11 protein-coding genes are annotated in these 16,534 nt (G+C 69.5%); 4 read left to right on the top strand and 7 right to left on the bottom strand.

From position 1 onward, the window contains the following. Window positions 1-8: 8 nt before the first annotated feature. Together ABH936_RS08330 and ABH936_RS08325 are read right to left on the bottom strand one after the other, a co-directional pair. The gene (locus tag ABH936_RS08330; protein ID WP_038567424.1) at window positions 9-497 is read right to left on the bottom strand and encodes a hypothetical protein; all 489 of its coding nucleotides are present in this window, start codon (window positions 495-497) and stop codon (window positions 9-11) included. Then, complete coding sequence (locus ABH936_RS08325) at window positions 497-862, bottom strand: hypothetical protein (RefSeq protein ID WP_051805733.1); 366 nt, start codon at window positions 860-862, stop codon at window positions 497-499. Before ABH936_RS08325 ends, ABH936_RS08330 begins: the two co-directional genes overlap by 1 nt. A 154-nt stretch (window positions 863-1,016) precedes the next feature. On the opposite strand from ABH936_RS08325, the gene ABH936_RS08320 reads away from it, so the two are divergent. The 4 genes from ABH936_RS08320 (at window position 1,017) to pgm (ending at window position 11,331) form a co-directional block, all read left to right on the top strand. After that, the gene (locus tag ABH936_RS08320) at window positions 1,017-3,218 is read left to right on the top strand and encodes an alpha-1,4-glucan--maltose-1-phosphate maltosyltransferase (RefSeq protein WP_404603021.1); all 2,202 of its coding nucleotides are present in this window, start codon (window positions 1,017-1,019) and stop codon (window positions 3,216-3,218) included. Window positions 3,219-3,220: 2 nt separating this feature from the next. Further along, complete coding sequence (gene treS, locus ABH936_RS08315; protein WP_006945942.1) at window positions 3,221-5,041, top strand: maltose alpha-D-glucosyltransferase; 1,821 nt, start codon at window positions 3,221-3,223, stop codon at window positions 5,039-5,041. Next, window positions 5,041-9,549, top strand: coding sequence for a 1,4-alpha-glucan branching protein GlgB (gene glgB / locus ABH936_RS08310; RefSeq protein ID WP_404603002.1), 4,509 nt, complete (start codon window positions 5,041-5,043; stop codon window positions 9,547-9,549). Before treS ends, glgB begins: the two co-directional genes overlap by 1 nt. A 135-nt stretch (window positions 9,550-9,684) precedes the next feature. Then, a complete protein-coding gene (gene pgm / locus ABH936_RS08305; RefSeq protein WP_404603001.1) occupies window positions 9,685-11,331 on the top strand; it encodes a phosphoglucomutase (alpha-D-glucose-1,6-bisphosphate-dependent) in 1,647 nt (548 codons plus the stop codon). A 178-nt stretch (window positions 11,332-11,509) separates the two neighbouring features. Here the strand turns inward: pgm and ABH936_RS08300 are convergent, their stop codons facing one another. The 5 genes from ABH936_RS08300 to meaB form a co-directional block, all read right to left on the bottom strand. Next, a complete protein-coding gene (locus ABH936_RS08300; RefSeq protein WP_281711557.1) occupies window positions 11,510-12,607 on the bottom strand; it encodes a co-chaperone YbbN in 1,098 nt (365 codons plus the stop codon). Between the two features lie 131 nt (window positions 12,608-12,738). Then, on the bottom strand, window positions 12,739-13,242 hold the full coding sequence (locus tag ABH936_RS08295) for a GNAT family N-acetyltransferase (protein WP_006946004.1): 504 nt from the start codon (window positions 13,240-13,242) through the stop codon (window positions 12,739-12,741). Between the two features lie 50 nt (window positions 13,243-13,292). Continuing rightward, window positions 13,293-13,601 carry a thiamine-binding protein gene (locus ABH936_RS08290; RefSeq protein ID WP_165584796.1) on the bottom strand — a complete coding sequence of 103 codons (309 nt, stop codon included), beginning with the start codon at window positions 13,599-13,601 and terminating at the stop codon, window positions 13,293-13,295. Window positions 13,602-13,700: 99 nt separating this feature from the next. Continuing rightward, the gene (locus ABH936_RS08285; protein WP_404603000.1) at window positions 13,701-15,410 is read right to left on the bottom strand and encodes an FAD-dependent oxidoreductase; all 1,710 of its coding nucleotides are present in this window, start codon (window positions 15,408-15,410) and stop codon (window positions 13,701-13,703) included. Window positions 15,411-15,562: 152 nt separating this feature from the next. After that, on the bottom strand, window positions 15,563-16,513 hold the full coding sequence (meaB, locus tag ABH936_RS08280) for a methylmalonyl Co-A mutase-associated GTPase MeaB (protein ID WP_404602999.1): 951 nt from the start codon (window positions 16,511-16,513) through the stop codon (window positions 15,563-15,565). Between the last annotated feature and the right edge of the window lie 21 nt (window positions 16,514-16,534).

Below are 16,534 nucleotides of genomic sequence, written 5' to 3'. Positions count from 1 at the left end.
GCGCAGGTTCAGCGGGTGGCGTTGCGGCGCAGCCACCACAGGCCGACGATCGGCAGGATGAGCGGGACGAAGCCGTAGCCCTGGCCGAAGTGCGACCACACCGTCTTGTCGTGGAAGGCGCTGGGCTGCAGCACACTCCACAGTCCGACGATGAGAACTCCGGCGAGCTCGAAGGTGATCGTCGCCCGTGCGAGGCGCACGGACGCGTGGTTGCCGCGCGCGAGCGCCACCGTCGCGACGATGTAGATTATGGCGGCGAGCGCCGACAGCAGGTACGGCACGGGCGCCTTGTCGAACGACTGCGCGATCTGCATGATCGAGCGCCCCGTCGCGGCGAGCGCGAACAACCCGTAGACGGCGACGAGCATGCGCCCCGGCCCGGTGTTGACGCGCCCGGTCGGCGAGGCCTGGCCGCCTTCGACCGTCGAGGCGTCGGAACGCCCCGGCTGCGAGGCCTGCTCGCGCGATTCGGTGGGCGTCGAGGAGAGTTCAGGCATCAGGCATGTCCGTTCCACAGTTGCATGAGACGGCCGATCATGACGGCGAGGCCGACGGCGCCGACGAGGAGCACCGCTGTACCCCAGCGCGATTCGCGTTCGGCGATGGCCCAGAACCCGGCGACGGGCAGCACGAAGATCAGACCGACGAGATAGGCGATGAAGACGCCGACGTTCATGTGCGGATCCGCCGAACCCGACGTCGCGATGCCGACGATCAACTGGATGACGAGAAGAACCTCGATGGCGATCGTCAGGTAGAACATCGGGTTGTCGATCGGGCGTCCGCGGACGGTGGCGACGAGGGCCAGCAGGGCGAGGACGCACGTCGTCACGAGCAGCGCGACGGTCAACGGCAGAAACACCCGAACATCGTAGTCCCGGCGATGAGTACCAGCCCTACGACGCAGTCGCCGTCACCTCGCGGCGCGGGTCACTGTCCACGAAATCGCCGCCGGGAGGCGGTTGTCGGTGGCATTGGGTAGCGTGACGGACGTGACAGTTTCTCAGCCAGGTGAGATGCCCCCGTTCCCCGACTCCGAGCCTCTGACGTCAGATCTCACTGCCACGTCGGCCAGTGACGACGACCTGGGCGCACCCGCCGCGTCCACCCCGGCGAGTTCCTCGCCCGAGACCGGCCGCTACACGCCCGACACCGAGGAGAAGCGTCCCGAACCGGACGCGCACGCACCCACCGTCGCGCGCGCGGATGACGCACCGCGCGGCATCGGCCGCATCCCCGTCACCGACGTCATGCCGATCGTCGACTGCGGCAACCTGCCGACGAAGTCGGTCGTCGACGAGCCGTTCACGGTGCGCGCCACCGTGTTCCGCGAGGGTCACGACGCCGTCAACGCCTCCCTCGTCATGACGTCGCCGCACGGCGTCGAGCGGATCGTCCCGATGACGTGCGTGAACCCGGGGCTCGACCTGTGGACGGGCGAGGCCGAAGCCGACCACGAGGGCGTCTGGCACTTCCGTGTCGAGGGCTGGAGCGACCCGTACGGGACGTGGGATCACGACGCGACGATCAAGGTCGCCGCGGGGGTCGACGTCGAGGTCATGTTCGAAGAGGGCGCCCGTGTGCTCGAGCGCGCGTGTGCGACCAACACCTACGACGATGCTGACGAGCGCGTCCTGCGCGACGCCGTCACGACCCTGCGCGACACCTCGCGCGGCGACGACGAGCGTCTCGCGGCCGGCACGTCTGCCGAGGTCAAGGACGTGCTCGAGCGGCTGCCGCTGCGCGACTTCGTCTCCCCCAGCCGCGACTACCCCTGGCTCGTCGAGCGCAAGCTGGCGCTGACGGGCGCGTGGTACGAGTTCTTCCCCCGCTCCGAGGGTGCTCACTTCGACGAGGAGACGCAGAAGTGGGTTTCGGGCACGCTGCGCACCGCCGCCGAGCGTCTGCCCGCCGTCGCCGACATGGGTTTCGACGTCGTCTACCTCACCCCGATCCACCCGATCGGCGAGGTCAACCGCAAGGGCCCGAACAACACGTTGACGGCTGGCCCGGAGGATCCTGGTTCGCCGTACGCCATCGGGTCGAAGGAGGGCGGTCACGACGCCATCGAGCCGTCGCTCGGTGACTTCGACGACCTCGACGCGTTCGTCGCCCGCGCGAACGAACTGGGCCTCGAGGTGGCGCTCGACATCGCGCTGCAGTGCGCGCCCGACCACCCCTGGGTCACCTCGCACCCGGAGTGGTTCACCACGCGCAGCGACGGCACGATCGCCTACGCGGAGAACCCCCCGAAGAAGTACCAGGACATCTATCCGCTCAACTTCGACAACGACCCGGCCGGCATCTACGCCGAGGTGCGTCGCGTCATCCAGGTGTGGATCGACCACGGCATCACGATCTTCCGCGTCGACAACCCGCACACGAAGCCCGTCGAGTTCTGGCAGTGGCTGATCGCCGACGTCGCGAAGGACCACCCCGAGGTGATCTGGCTCGCGGAGGCCTTCACGAAGCCCGCGATGATGCACAACCTCGGCCGCATCGGCTTCCAGCAGAGCTACACGTACTACGCCTGGCGCCACCAGCCGTGGGAGATCCGCGAGTACCTCGACGAACTCATCGGCGACACGGCGAGTTACATGCGTCCGAGCTTCTGGCCGACGACGCACGACATCCTCACGCCGTACATGCAGTACGGCGGCCCGGCGGCCTGGAAGCTGCGCGCGGCGCTGGCTGCCACGCTCGTGCCGACCTACGGCATCTACGCCGGGTACGAGCTCATGGAGTCGGTGGCGCGCCCCGGCGCCCAGGAGCAGAACGACAACGAGAAGTACCAGTTCAAGGACCGTCGCTGGGCCGACTACGCCCCCGGCGGGCCCAAGGAGGGCCAGTCGATCGACTGGTACCTGCGCCGGCTCAACGAGATCCGTCGCGCCCACCCGGCGCTCGAGCACCTGCGCAACCTGCGCTGGCACGGCGTCGACGACGAGAACTTCATCGTCTTCTCCAAGAGCCGCGACATCGGTGACGGCGCCAACGGCGGCCAGGACACGGTCATCGTCATCGCCAACACAGACCCGCACGCGACGCGCGAGACCTGGGTGCACCTCGACATGGGCGCGCTCGGACTACGCGGGGACGAAGGGTTCGTCGCGCACGACCTGCTGAGCGACGCCACCTGGCACTGGGGCGAGCACAACTTCGTCCGGCTCGGGCCGGACGCCGAAAACGTCCACATCATCCACGTGAGGAAGTTCTGAGCATGCAAGGTCTTGGTCTGCACCAGCCGGGTCTGAAGCACGACCCGCAGTGGTTCCGTAAGGCCGTGTTCTACGAAGTCCTCGTGCGCGGTTTCAGCGACTCGACGGGCAACGGATCCGGCGACTTCTCGGGCCTCATGGCCCGACTCGACTACCTGCAGTGGCTTGGCGTCGACTGCCTGTGGCTGCCGCCGTTCTACGCCTCGCCGCTGCGCGACGGTGGATACGACATCGCCGACTACAAGCAGGTGCTGCCCGATTTCGGCACGCTGCCCGAGTTCCAGGAGCTCGTCGCGCAGGCGCATGCGCGCGGCATCCGCGTCATCACCGACTTCGTCATGAACCACACGAGCGACCAGCACGCGTGGTTCCAGGCGAGCCGAGAGGACCCGGAAGGCCCGTACGGCGACTACTACGTCTGGTCCGACACGGACGAGAAGTACGAGGACGCGCGCATCATCTTCGTCGACACCGAGGAGTCGAACTGGACCTTCGACCCGGTGCGTCGTCAGTTCTTCTGGCACCGCTTCTTCTCCCACCAGCCGGACCTCAACTTCGAGAACCCGGCCGTGCAGGAGGAGATGTTCGACATCGTTCGGTACTGGATGGACATGGGCATCGACGGCTTCCGCCTCGACGCCGTGCCGTACCTGTTCGAGGAGGAGGGGCACAACGGCGAGAACCACCCGAAGACGCACGAGTTCCTCGTCGAACTGCGCCGGATGGTCGACGAGGAGTACCCCGGCCGCGTCCTGCTCGCCGAGGCCAACCAGATGCCGCACGAGGTCGTCGACTACTTCGGCACCGAGGAAGAACCGGAATGCCACATGTGCTTCCACTTCCCCGTCATGCCGCGCATCTACTACTCGCTGCGCGAGGAGAAGGCGACGCCCATCATCGACGTCCTCGCCGAAACGCCCCCGATCCCCAAGGGCACCCAGTGGGGCACCTTCCTGCGCAACCACGACGAGCTGACGCTCGAGATGGTGACGCCGGAGGAGCGCGCCGCGATGTACGGCTGGTACTCCCCCGATCCGCGCATGCGCGCCAACGTCGGTATCCGTCGTCGCCTCGCGCCGCTGCTCGACAACAGTCGCGCCGAGATCGAGCTGATCAACGCCCTGCTGCTGTCGCTGCCCGGCTCGCCGTGCCTGTACTACGGCGACGAGATCGGCATGGGCGACAACATCTGGCTCGACGACCGTGACGCTGTGCGCACGCCGATGCAGTGGACGCCGGATCGCAACGCCGGTTTTTCGACGGCCGACCCGGGCAAGTTGTACCTGCCGGTCATCCAGAGCCTCGTGTACCACCACAACAACGTCAACGTCGAGGCGCAGATGGCCTCGAGCGCGTCGTTGCTGCACTGGACGCGCGGCATGCTCTCGGTGCGTTCGCGCTACCCCGCGTTCGGCATGGGCGACTTCGTCGTCGCCCCGGCCGACAACGACGCCGTCCTCGCGTTCACGCGCTCGATGTCGGACGAGGACGCGAAGGCCGAGAACACGACGACGAAGCACCTGCTGTGCATCAACAACCTGAGCTCGCGCCCGCAGGGCGCCCGGGTGCAGGTCGCTGCCAAGTTCGCCGGCGCGAAGCTCACCGACATCTTCGGCGGTCAGGGCTTCGGTCAGATCGGTGAGGACGGCACGGTCACCGTCATGCTCGGTTCGCGCGGCTTCTACTGGCTGGCGATCGAGTCCGACGTCAGCGCCGACGACGCGCTGCCCGCCGCGACCGGTACCCCGGAGGCCAACGCCTCCGAGGTGCTCGACGAGTTCAAGGACGACACCACCTCGGACGCTGAGGGAAAGGACCTCTGATGGTCGCCGAGATCCACTCCGGCGCCACGTTGTCACCCGGCAAGCTCGAACTGCTCACGCCGTGGGTGGCGACGCAGCGCTGGTTCCAGGCCAAGGGCCGTGAGCCGCACCTGCGCAAGGTGAGTGCCTTCCGCTTCGAGGACCCGGCAGGTGAGGTCGGCCTCGAGGTGTTGTTCCTGCGCGATCTCGACGCCGAGCACGAGACCACCTACCAGGTGCCCGTCACCTACCGTGGTGAGCGCGCGCCGGAGCTGGAGCACGCCTTCATCGGCACGATCGAGCACTCCGCGCTCGGCACGCGCTACGTCTACGACGGCCCGCACGACCCGGTGTTCGCCGCCGTCCTGCTCGCGACGATGGCGTCGGGCGGCACGCAGGCCGAGCGCAGCGACGGTGTCGTCGAGATGAGCGTCGCAGGCCGGCCCGGTCCGCAGAGCGCCGATCTCGCCACGATGCGCGGCGCCACGGTGCTGCGTGGCGAGCAGTCGAACACGTCGATCATCTACACCCTCGACGACGGCGAGCAGCTCATCGCCAAGCTGTTCCGTGTGCTCAACGTCGGCGCAAACCCCGACATCGAGGTGACGGGGGCCCTGACGAGCGCGGGCAACACGCACGTGCCGGCGCTGCTGGCATCTCTCAGTGGTTCGTACACGGAGGGGCGTCACTCTCGCGAGCAGCTCGTCGCGGACCTCGCGTTCGCGCAGGAGTTCATGCCCGACGTGCGGGACGCCTGGCGTGAGGCCCTCGACGCGGCTCGCGAGAACCGTGACTTCACCGACGGCGCCCGCGAACTCGGTCGTACGACGGCGCAGGTGCACCGCACCCTCGCCGAGGTGCTGCCGAGCGTCGAGGCCGACACCGACCGTGTCGATGCCCTCGTCGACGAGATGCACGAGCGAGCGGCAGCGGCCCTCAACGACGCGCCGCAGCTCGCGGAGCGCGCCACGCAGATCGCCCACCGCATCGACGCCGGGCGCAGCGCGCAGTGGCCGAGCTTCCAGCGCATCCACGGCGACTACCACCTCGGCCAGGTGCTCGATGTGCCCGGGCGTGGGTGGGTCCTGCTCGACTTCGAGGGCGAGCCACTGCGTCCGCTCGAGGAGCGCTCGGCACCGGACGTCGCCGTGCGCGACGTCGCGGGCATGCTGCGTTCGTTCGACTACGCCGGTGGCACGATCGAGAACGAGATCGCCGGCGCCGGCGGCGACCGCCGCGCGTGGGTCAGCGCCGCTCAGGACGCCTTCCTCGCCGGTTACGAGAGCGAACTCGGCGCCGTCGACCGCGACCTGCTCGACCTGTTCGTGCTCGACAAAGCGCTCTACGAGTGCTCGTACGAGGCCCGCAACCGCCCCGACTGGCTGAGCATCCCCGCCGACGCCGTCGGCCGCATCCTCACCACCTCCACCGACTCGTCCGCGACCCACGGCGAGGCGCCCACGATGACGCCCGCCGACGAGGACGACGCCGCGCCCACCGGCGCCGCGGAAAGGAGCACCATGACCTCCGACGACAGCACGACGCCTACTCCTGCCTCGATGAGCCCGTCCGACACGAACGGCGCTCCCCTCGTCTCGACGCAGGATGCCGACGCTTCCGGCGCCGCTCCGCTCGTCGCGCCGCAGGGCGCACCCGCGACGGGTGACACGACCGTCGCGGCTGCGGGAGACAAGCCCGAGGCGGCCGCGAGCGACGCGGGTTCTGGCGGTGGCCTGAGCGCCGCCGGTGAGACGAGCGACGCTTCGACCACCGACGCGAGCGCCCTCGGCGCCGCCTCGCCCGCCGTCACGCCGTCGCGCGTCGAGGTGAGCGAACTCGACGCCGTCGTCGCCGGTGAGCACCGTGACCCGCACCGTGTGCTCGGCGCGCATGTCGAGAACGGCGTCATCACGTTCCGCGTCGTGCGCCCGATGGCGCGTGGCGTCGTCATCGACATGGGCGAGACTGTGCTCGAGCTCACGCACGAGCACGACGGCATCTGGGCCGGCGCGATTGCGGGTGAGTACATGCCCGACTACCGCGTCATCACGACGTATGACGACCGCAGCGAGCACCGCGGCGACGACCCGTACCGCTTCATGCCGACCCTCGGCGAGATCGACCTCCACCTCATCGGCGAGGGGCGCCACGAAGAGCTGTGGAACGTCCTCGGCGCCCACGTGCGCACCTACCCGAGCATCAAGGGTGACGTCACGGGCACCGCGTTCGCCGTCTGGGCGCCCAATGCCAAGGCCGTGCGCGTCGTCGGCGACTTCAACCACTGGGACGGTGTCGGCCACGGCATGCGCACGCTCGGGGAGTCGGGCGTGTGGGAGCTGTTCGTCCCCGACGTGCGCGAGGGCACCGCGTACAAGTTCGAGATCCTGTGCAGCGACGGCGTGCGTCGCGCGAAGGCCGACCCGATGGCGCGCCTCGCGGAGACGGCGCCCGCGACGGCGTCGAAGGTGACGAGCTCGCACTACGAGTGGAACGACGACGCGTGGATGACGAAGCGCGCCGAGACGAACGCGCACCACGGCCCGATGTCGACGTACGAGGTGCACCTCGGTTCGTGGCGTCAGGGGCTCAGCTACCGCGAGATGGCCGAGCACCTCGTCAACTACGTCAAGGATCTGGGCTTCACGCACGTCGAGTTCATGCCCGTGATGGAGCACCCGTACCCGCCGAGCTGGGGCTATCACGTCACGAGCTACTACGCGCCGAACAGCCGCTTCGGCGACCCGGACGACTTCAAGTTCCTCGTCGACCGCCTCCATCAGGAGGGCATCGGCGTCATCCTCGACTGGGTTCCCGGCCACTTCGCCACCGACGAGTGGGCGCTCGCCCGTTTCGACGGCCAGGCGCTCTACGAGCACCCGGACCCGCGCAAGGGCTGGCACCCCGAGTGGGGTTCGAACATCTTCGACTACGGCCGCCCGCAGGTGCGCAACTTCCTCGTCGCCAACGCGCTGTACTGGCTCGAGGAGTTCCACGCCGACGGTCTGCGCGTCGACGGTGTCGCCTCGATGCTGTACCTCAACTACGCCCGCAAGGACGGCGAATGGGTGCCGAACAAGTTCGGCGGCCAGGAGAACCTCGAAGCCGTGCAGCTGCTGCAGGAGACGAACGCGACGGCGTACAAGCGCACGCCGGGTGCCGTCATCATCGCCGAGGAGTCGACGTCGTGGCCGGGCATCACCCGCTCGACGGACACCGGCGGCCTGGGCTTCGGGCTCAAGTGGAACATGGGCTGGATGCACGACTCGCTCGACTACGTCGCACGTGAGCCGATCTACCGTCAGCATCATCACCACGACCTGACGTTCGCGCTCGTCTACGCGTTCAGCGAGCAGTTCGTGCTGCCCGTCAGCCACGACGAGGTCGTTCACGGCAAGGGCAGCCTGCTGCGCAAGATGCCCGGTGATCGCTGGCAGCAGCTCGCCAACGTGCGCGCCTACCTCGCGTACATGTGGGCCCACCCCGGCAAGCAGCTGCTCTTCATGGGTTCGGAGTTCGCGCAGGAGGCCGAGTGGGCCGACGGTCGCAGCCTCGATTGGTGGTTGCTCGACCAGCCCGCGCACTACGGCGTGCACGCGATGATGAAGGACCTCAACCGCGCCTACCGCGAGCGCCCGGCCCTGTGGGCTCTCGACCACTCGGAGGAGGGCTTCTCGTGGATCAACGCCGACGACGCGGGCCGCAACGCCTACACGTGGCTGCGATTCGCGCCCGCCGAAGCTGACGGGTACCGCCCCGTCGTCGCGATCGCCGCGAACTTCGCCGGCAACCCGCACCACGGCGTCCGCGTGGGCCTTCCCCACCTTGGTACGTGGAACGAGATCGTCAACACCGACGCCGAGGCGTACGGCGGCTCGGGCGTCGGTAACCTGGGTTCGGTCGAGGCCGAGGAGATCCCCTGGGACGGTCAGCCGTACTCGGCCGAGATCACGATGCCGCCGCTCGGTGTCGTGTGGTTCGAGCCGGCGACGCGCCCCGACATGACGCAGGTGGCTGCGCACACCGCTACCGAGCAGGCCGGTGGCGCCGATTCATCGTCCACCGCAACGGCACGACAGGAGAACACGATGAGCGACCAGAACGCAGCGACGAGTTCGTCCGACAAGCAGCCGTCCGAGGCCCTCATCGCGGGCGCGCCGCTCGAGGACGCCGCAGGCAACCCGGGCGCACTCGATCAGCCGCTCGACGGTTCGCGAGGCGGCGCGCAGGCCGAGGACGCTCAGGGAGCGGCCGGCGACCAGCAGGCGCGCTCGCGCACCGGCATCCCGGCGACGCACCCCGTCGACCACGCGGACGAGGGTGGTTTCGACGTCGAGCAGACCGAGTCGAAGGCGCACGAGCGTGCCTTCACGCCGGCCGGCGAGGACGAGACGGGTGACGAGCCCGTCGAGCACCTCAAGGGCATCACCGGCACGCCCGGTGGCGGCCTCGACGAGGACGTCGAGGGTGGCCGCTGGGGCGCCGACGACGAGGCTCGCGACGCCGTCGACCAGACGCGTCAGCGCGACTGACGACCCGCTCGATCGAGCGCATGAGGCCGGCCGTACCCGCCAGGGGTGCCGCCGGCCTCGTCACGTCTGCCCCGCCTCGCTCGAGGCATCGGTTCGGGCGTTTACGTCGCCGCTCAAAGAGGGCAGGATGAAGGCATGAGCAACCGCGCGGGCCAGTTGGCCGAACCTCGTGACCTGATCGACGTCCCCCACCTCGTCACGGCGTACTACACGCTGACGCCCGACCCTGAGAACGTCGACCAGCAGGTGGCGTTCGGCACGTCGGGGCACCGCGGTTCGAGCCTCAAGACCGCGTTCAACGAGGCGCACATCCTCGCCACGACGCAGGCGATCGTCGACTACCGCCGCTCGCAGGGCTTCGACGGGCCGTTGTTCCTCGGCCGCGACACCCACGCCTTGTCCGAGCCCGCATGGGCGAGCGCCATCGAGGTGCTCGTCGCCAATGACGTCCTCGTCCTCATCGACGATCGTGACGGTTACACGCCGACGCCCGCCGTCAGCCACGCCATCCTGCGCGCGAACAAGGGCAAGGATCTGACGAACGGCTCGGGTCTCGCCGACGGCATCGTCGTGACGCCCTCGCACAACCCGCCCGCCGACGGCGGGTTCAAGTACAACCCGCCGCACGGTGGCCCGGCCGACTCGGACGCGACGAAGGTCATCGCGGCCGCGGCGAACGAGCACATCCGTGACGGGCTCAAGCGTGTCAAGCGCGTGCCGCTGACGCAGGCGATGGGCAAGGTCCAGCGCTACGACTTCCTCGGCACGTACGTCGACGACCTGCCGAACGTCGTCGACCTCGACGCGATCAAGCGCGCCGGCGTGCGCATAGGCGCCGACCCGCTCGGCGGCGCCGCCGTCGCGTACTGGGGTGAGATCGCGGAGCGTCACGGGCTCGACCTCACCGTCGTCAACCCGCTCGTCGACCCGACGTGGCGCTTCATGACGCTCGACTGGGACGAGAAGATCCGCATGGACTGCTCCTCCCCCAACGCGATGGCGTCGCTCATCGGCGAGCGCGACGAGTACGACATCGCGACGGGCAACGACGCTGATTCGGACCGTCACGGCATCGTCACGCCCGACGCGGGGCTCATGAACCCCAACCACTTCCTGTCGGTCGCGATCCAGTACCTCTACGGTGGCGCGCGCCCGCAGTGGCGCCAGGACGGGTTCATCGGCAAGACGCTCGTCAGCAGTTCGATGATCGACCGCGTCGCCGATGACCTCGGCCGCACGCTCGTCGAGGTGCCCGTCGGGTTCAAGTGGTTCGTGCCGGGCCTGCTCGACGGTTCGGGCCCGTTCGGCGGTGAGGAGTCGGCGGGCGCGTCGTTCTGCCGCTTCGACGGCTCCGTCTGGACGACGGACAAGGACGGCATCCTGCTCGCGCTGCTCGCCTCGGAGATCAAGGCGACGACGGGCAAGTCGCCGTCGCAGCTCTACGGCGAGCTGACGGCGAAGCACGGCGAACCCGCGTACGCGCGCGTCGACGCCCCCGCCACGCGCGAGGAGAAGGCCAAGCTCGGTGCACTGACGCCCGAGGCCGTCACGGCGGACACGCTGGCCGGCGAGCCCATCATCGCCAAGCTCACGGAGGCGCCCGGCAACGGCGCGAAAATCGGCGGCCTCAAGGTCGTCACTGATTCGGCCTGGTTCGCCGCGCGCCCGTCGGGGACCGAGGACGTCTACAAGATCTACGCCGAGTCGTTCCAGGGCCCCGAGCACCTTGCACAGGTGCAGGCTGAGGCGAAGGACGTCGTCGCGGCAGCCCTGGGCAACTGAGGCTCGGTTCCGTCACAACACGAACGAAGGGCTCGCTCCAGGTGGAGCGAGCCCTTCGCGTCCGTCACCCACTGCCGACAGCAGGGCGGCTACGTGCCTGCGTGCACGTGCACCCGGGGCACTTGCACGCAAGGGGTCAGTGCGTCGTTGCCAGACGTCGCCCGGCCCGTCGGGGCTGTCAGTACAGCGCCGACATCAGCGCCGTGCGTGCCTTCTTGACGCGCGGATCGGTGGCGCCGACGACGTCGAACAGCCCGATGAGGTGCTCGCGCGCGGCGTTGCGCTCGTCGCCGGAGGTCGCCTTGACGACGTCGACGAGACGCGCGAACGCGTCTTCGACGTGGCCACCGAGGACATCGAGGTCGGCGACCTGCGTCTGCGCGGTGACGTCGGCCGGGTTCTTCGCGGCGGCGTCACGTGCAGCCTGGAGGTCGACGCCTTGCGTGCGCTGCATGAGCTTGACCTGGCCGAGGGCGAGACGCGCCTCCTCGTCCTTCGGGTTCTCCGTCAGTGCCTGCTCGAACGCGGCGATGGCGCCGTCGTAGTCGCCCTTGTCGATCGACTCGTACGCGAGCTGGTGCAGCGGCGGCAGCTCGGGCTCGGCCTGCTCGCCGCCCTCAGCGCCGGCCTTGCCCGCTGCGTTCGGGTCGTAGTTCGCCACGCGGCCCGCAAGACCGTTCTGCACAGCGATTTGGACGATCTGGTCGACGAGCTCGCGCGTCTGCGCGTCTTCGACGACAGGCGGGATCGGGATCGGCTGGCCCTGGACGAAGGCCGCCGCGAGAATCTGCCCCGGCTGGCCCTGCTGCGCGGCCTGCTGCGAAAGCTGAGCGAAGACCTGACCGATCTCGGGCGCGGTGTCGAGGTCGGCGACGCCCATGAGGACGCGCCCTTCTTGCGCGCGCACCGCGCGCGCGAGCGAAGCGACGGGCGCCAGGGACGCCGGCTGCGAACCCGCCCAGATCGCGATGATGACGGGGTGCTGCACCGACTGCTGCACGAGGCCCTGGAAGTTCTCGGCTGTCACGTCGACGACAAGACCGTCGTGACGGAACGTCTCGGCGATGACGGCGTCGTCGGCGCCCTGCGGCATGGGGGCCTGCCCGGGATTCGCAGCGCTCGGCGCGTTTGCCGGCGCCGCAGCGCCGGCGCTGCCGGTCGGTGCGCCAGCGGCCGATGCGGGGCGCCCGGCAGGAGCGCCGCCCTGCGGCTTCTTGAGCGAGGACAGGTCAACGGCACCGCGCAGCGACGCGGCGTTCAACGGCTGATTCGACATGCCCTCATTGTTGCAGGGCGCACCGGGGCGGGCGACGCATGATCGCGCACAGCGAACACCTGGCCACACGTGGCGAGGCGCGTCCCTCGGGTCGGACCGTCACTCCGCGGCGGGTCCTCGCGCCCGGGCCGTCAGCCCCGCGGGCGCACCATCCGCAGGTCGTACGAACCCGAGGTGTCGTCCTTGCCGACGCCGTCGAGTTCGAACCCGTGCTTGCGGTAGAAAGCCTGCGCACGCTCGTTGCCGTCGACGACCCAGAGGTAGGCCTCTTGGTCGCCGAGTTCGCGTGTCATGAGTTCGTGCGCGAGGCCCGTGCCGTGGTGCGCCGTGTCGAGATTGAGCACCTGCAGTTCGACGTCCGCGGGCGCGTCGTCGTCGCGGGCCTTGCCGATGCAGATCCACCCGACGAGCGCACCGCTCGAGCGGTCGAATGCCCCGACGACCCGAGGCGCCTCGGCGGAGGTCAACCACGCGCGCCAGCGCTTCGCACCGTCGACGGGATCGAGCCCGTCGAGCTTCTCCTGCGGGATGAGCCCGGTGTAGGTGTCGCGCCAGATCGTGACGTGGAGCTGGGCGAGCTCGTCGGCGTCATCGCTTGTCAGGCCACGGATCTCGTAGCGCTCGTCGATGGTCATGTCGACGTCCTCTCTCGTGGTCATTATCCGCGCCCGGCGAGGCCCGGGCGTCAGTTCGACTCGGCGAGCCGGGCTTCGACGCGCTCGACCTTCGCGTCGAGCTGGCCGGTGTAGCCCGGGCGGATGTCGGCCTTCAGCACGAGCGAGACGCGCGGGGACGCGACTTGGACGGCCTCGCAGGCGCGCTTGATGACGTCCATGCACTCGTCCCACTCCCCCTCGAGGGTCGTGAACATCGAGTCGGTGCGGTTCGGGATGCCCGACTCACGCACGACGCGGATGGCTGCGGCCACCGCCTCGCTGACGGAACCGTCCGGGTCGTCCGTCGTCGACGGTGCGACGGAGAAAGCGACGAGCATGATGATCTCCTCGAAGGTGATGGGAACGATGCAGTCAGGTTCGCACGTCGGCCACCGCGCGCGGCGTGCGACGAGCGTCGCGTCTTGGGCCCGGCAGGATCAGCTCGCGCAGGCGTCCGGGTCGCAGGTCCCCGTCACGACGGCCTCGAGCCAGTGGTGAACGAGCGTCACGGCCCCCGCGCCCTCACCCGACGCCGCGGCGACGCGCTTCATCGACCCGGCGCGGATGTCGCCTGCGGCGAACACGCCAGGCACGCTCGTCGCGAGCGCTTCCGGGGGCAGCCCGTCACGCCAGAACTCCTGCGGCACGTCACGACCGGTGAGCACGAAACCCTTGGCGTCACGCGCCACGGTGCCGTCGAGCCAGTCGGCGCACGGGTGCGCGCCGAGCAGGAGGAACAGCCCGCAGGCGGGAACCGTCAGCTCCTGGTCCTTCTCGTTGAAGCGGATCGTCACGTGCTGCAGCCGATCGGTGCCGCTCGCCCCGACGATCTCCGCATTCGTCTTGACGACGATTCGCGGGTTCGCCTCGATCTCGCGGATGAGGTAATCCGACATCGTCTCCGCGAGCCCGTCGCGACGCACGACGATGCTGACGGAGCGCGCGAAGCGTGAGAGGTGGATGGCGGCCTGGCCCGCCGAGTTGCCGCCGCCGACGACGAGGACGTGCCCGCCCTCGCACTCGCGGGCAGCCGACGACGCCGCGCCGTAGTACACGCCGCGTCCGACGAAGCCTTCGACCTCCTCGACGCCCAGGCGACGGTAGGCCACGCCCGTCGAGATGAGAACGGCGCGGGCGCAGACCGGCCCATCGTCGGTCTCGAGCACGTGCGGTTCGCCGCGATAGCCGGGCGTGAAACCGGTGACCTCGGTGGCCGAGTAGATGCCCGCGCCGAACCGAGTGGCCTGGAACCGTGCGCGCTGCGCGAGGCGCATGCCCGAGATGCCGCGGGGAAAGCCCAGATAGTTGCGGATCATCGCGCTCGTACCGGCCTGCCCGCCCACGGCGTCGGCCTCGATGACGGCTGTGCTCAGCCCCTCGCTCGCGCCGTACACCGCGGCAGCGAGGCCGGCCGGGCCCGCACCGACGATCGCAAGGTCGACGACGTGGCCCTCACCCAACTCGTCGACGGTGGCGCCGAAGGCGCGCCCGAGCACACGGACGTCAGGGTTGGCGTGAACCTCGCGCTCGGCGATGCGCACGAGCGGATAGGCGATCTCGATGCCCTGCGAACGCGCCATCTCGAGCGTCTTGGCTGCGTGCGGAGCCTCCGGCGGCCAGACCCCCGTCGGGATGCCCTGGCGATCGAGGAAGTCGCGCAGCACCCCGACGTTGGGGTCGCCTGGGGGCGCCACGATGTTGACGAGCTCGATCTCGGGGCCACCCGCCGACCACCCCCAGTCCGAGAGCAGCTCGGTGACGGCGGTGTGAAACTCCTCGTCGCGCGGGCCGCTCGGCAGCAGGAGCGCGGCCTCGATCTGGCCGCTGATCTGCGCGACGCGCTGCTCCTCGACCGCCCACGGTTCGCTGCGCAGGCGCACCATGACCCGCTTGGCCGCCGGCATGACGGCATGCAGGCACTGCAGCGTGACGAGGCCCGTCGCGTCGCCCACCTGCGTCGTCGCGGCGAACATCGCGACCGGGAGGCCGCGCGCGTTGAGGCCCTGCGCCATCGTCATCGATTCGCTGAGCGTCGTGGCGAGTTGCAGGTCGTAGTCGGCAGCGTAGCGGTGGGCGAATTCTTCCCGCATCTCTTCGGCGTGCTCAGCGGCCGCGATGAGCATGATGACGGGCGTGGGAGGCTTCATGCTCCGAGTGTAGGCACCGGCGCCGACAACCCCGATATTCCGCGGAATCAGAGCTGATACCGGCCGTCGACGCACGTCCGAACTCGCTCTTGCGACGCCTCGCCGCCATGGGCTCTCGCGCGGTTTCGGGACGCGCATCGAGCCCCTCACCCTCAACCCGCGACGGCCTGCGCCGCGGCGTAGGGGTCCAGAACCCCTCGAGCGACAGCCTCAGCGAGATCCTCGAGCTTCACCTCGGCGTTGGGGCGTTCCCAGCGCTCACGCAGTCGCCGCAACGCGAGCTCTTCGATCTCGCCCGCAGCCCGACGTCGGCGACGCAGGCTCAGCTCGTCGTGCTCGCTCAGCCACGCTCGGTGGGTCGCGATGGCGTCGATGACGTCCGCCGCCCCTTCGCCGCGTTCTGCGACCGTCGTGACGATCGGTGGGCGCCACTGCCCCGGCTCCCCCGTCTGGCCGAGCGAGATCATGGCGCGCAGGTCGCGCACGGTCGCCGCCGCGCCGTCGTGATCGGCCTTGTTGACGACGAAGACGTCCGCGATCTCGAGGACCCCGGCCTTCGCGGCCTGGATGGAATCTCCGGCCCCGGGCGCGAGCAGGACGATCGTCGTGTCGGCGAGCGAGGCGATGTGCACCTCCGACTGGCCAACGCCCACCGTCTCGACGAGCAGGATGTCGAAGCCGGCGGCGTCGAGCAGCCGCAGTGCAGCGGGCGCCGCCGCCGACAGCCCGCCGAGGTGGCCGCGGGTCGCCATCGAGCGGACGAACACCCCGGAATCACCCGAGTGACCGACCATGCGGATGCGGTCGCCGAGCAGCGCGCCACCGGAGAACGGCGACGAGGGGTCGACCGCGAGCACCGCGACGCTGAGGCCGTGCGCGCGATAGGCCGCGACGAGTGCGTCCGTCGACGTCGACTTGCCGACGCCGGGCGGCCCCGTCAGACCGATGATCTGGGCGTGGCCCGTGAACTGGGCGATGGCTGCACCCAGTTCCGGCAGCGCCGGGTGGTCGTTCTCGATGGCTGTGAGCAACCGCGCGAGGGCGCGCCGGTCACCGTCACGCATCCGCGTGACAAGTGGGTCGACGACGATCTCACGCGGCATGCTCAGGCCGTGTCCTGGTCA

This window comes from Dermacoccus sp. GAS27A (genome assembly GCF_044909235.1).
GTDB lineage: Bacteria > Actinomycetota > Actinomycetes > Actinomycetales > Dermatophilaceae > Dermacoccus > Dermacoccus nishinomiyaensis.
The sequence above is the reverse complement of the archived record's forward strand: the minus strand, read 5'-3'. Positions and strand labels throughout refer to the sequence as shown.

Bases quoted from the DNA above. Each gene is read 5' to 3' on its own strand.
- ABH936_RS08295 (WP_006946004.1), bottom strand. From the start codon at position 13,242: ATGACCATCGACGAGCGCTACGAGATCCGTGGCCTGACAAGCGATGAC.
- ABH936_RS08300 (WP_281711557.1), bottom strand. From the start codon at position 12,607: ATGTCGAATCAGCCGTTGAACGCCGCGTCGCTGCGCGGTGCCGTTGAC.
- ABH936_RS08290 (WP_165584796.1), bottom strand. From the start codon at position 13,601: ATGCTCGTCGCTTTCTCCGTCGCACCGTCGACGACGGACGACCCGGAC.
- meaB (WP_404602999.1), bottom strand. From the start codon at position 16,513: ATGCCGCGTGAGATCGTCGTCGACCCACTTGTCACGCGGATGCGTGAC.
- pgm (WP_404603001.1), top strand. From the start codon at position 9,685: ATGAGCAACCGCGCGGGCCAGTTGGCCGAACCTCGTGACCTGATCGAC.
- treS (WP_006945942.1), top strand. From the start codon at position 3,221: ATGCAAGGTCTTGGTCTGCACCAGCCGGGTCTGAAGCACGACCCGCAG.
- ABH936_RS08320 (WP_404603021.1), top strand. From the start codon at position 1,017: ATGCCCCCGTTCCCCGACTCCGAGCCTCTGACGTCAGATCTCACTGCC.
- ABH936_RS08330 (WP_038567424.1), bottom strand. From the start codon at position 497: ATGCCTGAACTCTCCTCGACGCCCACCGAATCGCGCGAGCAGGCCTCG.
- ABH936_RS08285 (WP_404603000.1), bottom strand. From the start codon at position 15,410: ATGAAGCCTCCCACGCCCGTCATCATGCTCATCGCGGCCGCTGAGCAC.
- glgB (WP_404603002.1), top strand. From the start codon at position 5,041: ATGGTCGCCGAGATCCACTCCGGCGCCACGTTGTCACCCGGCAAGCTC.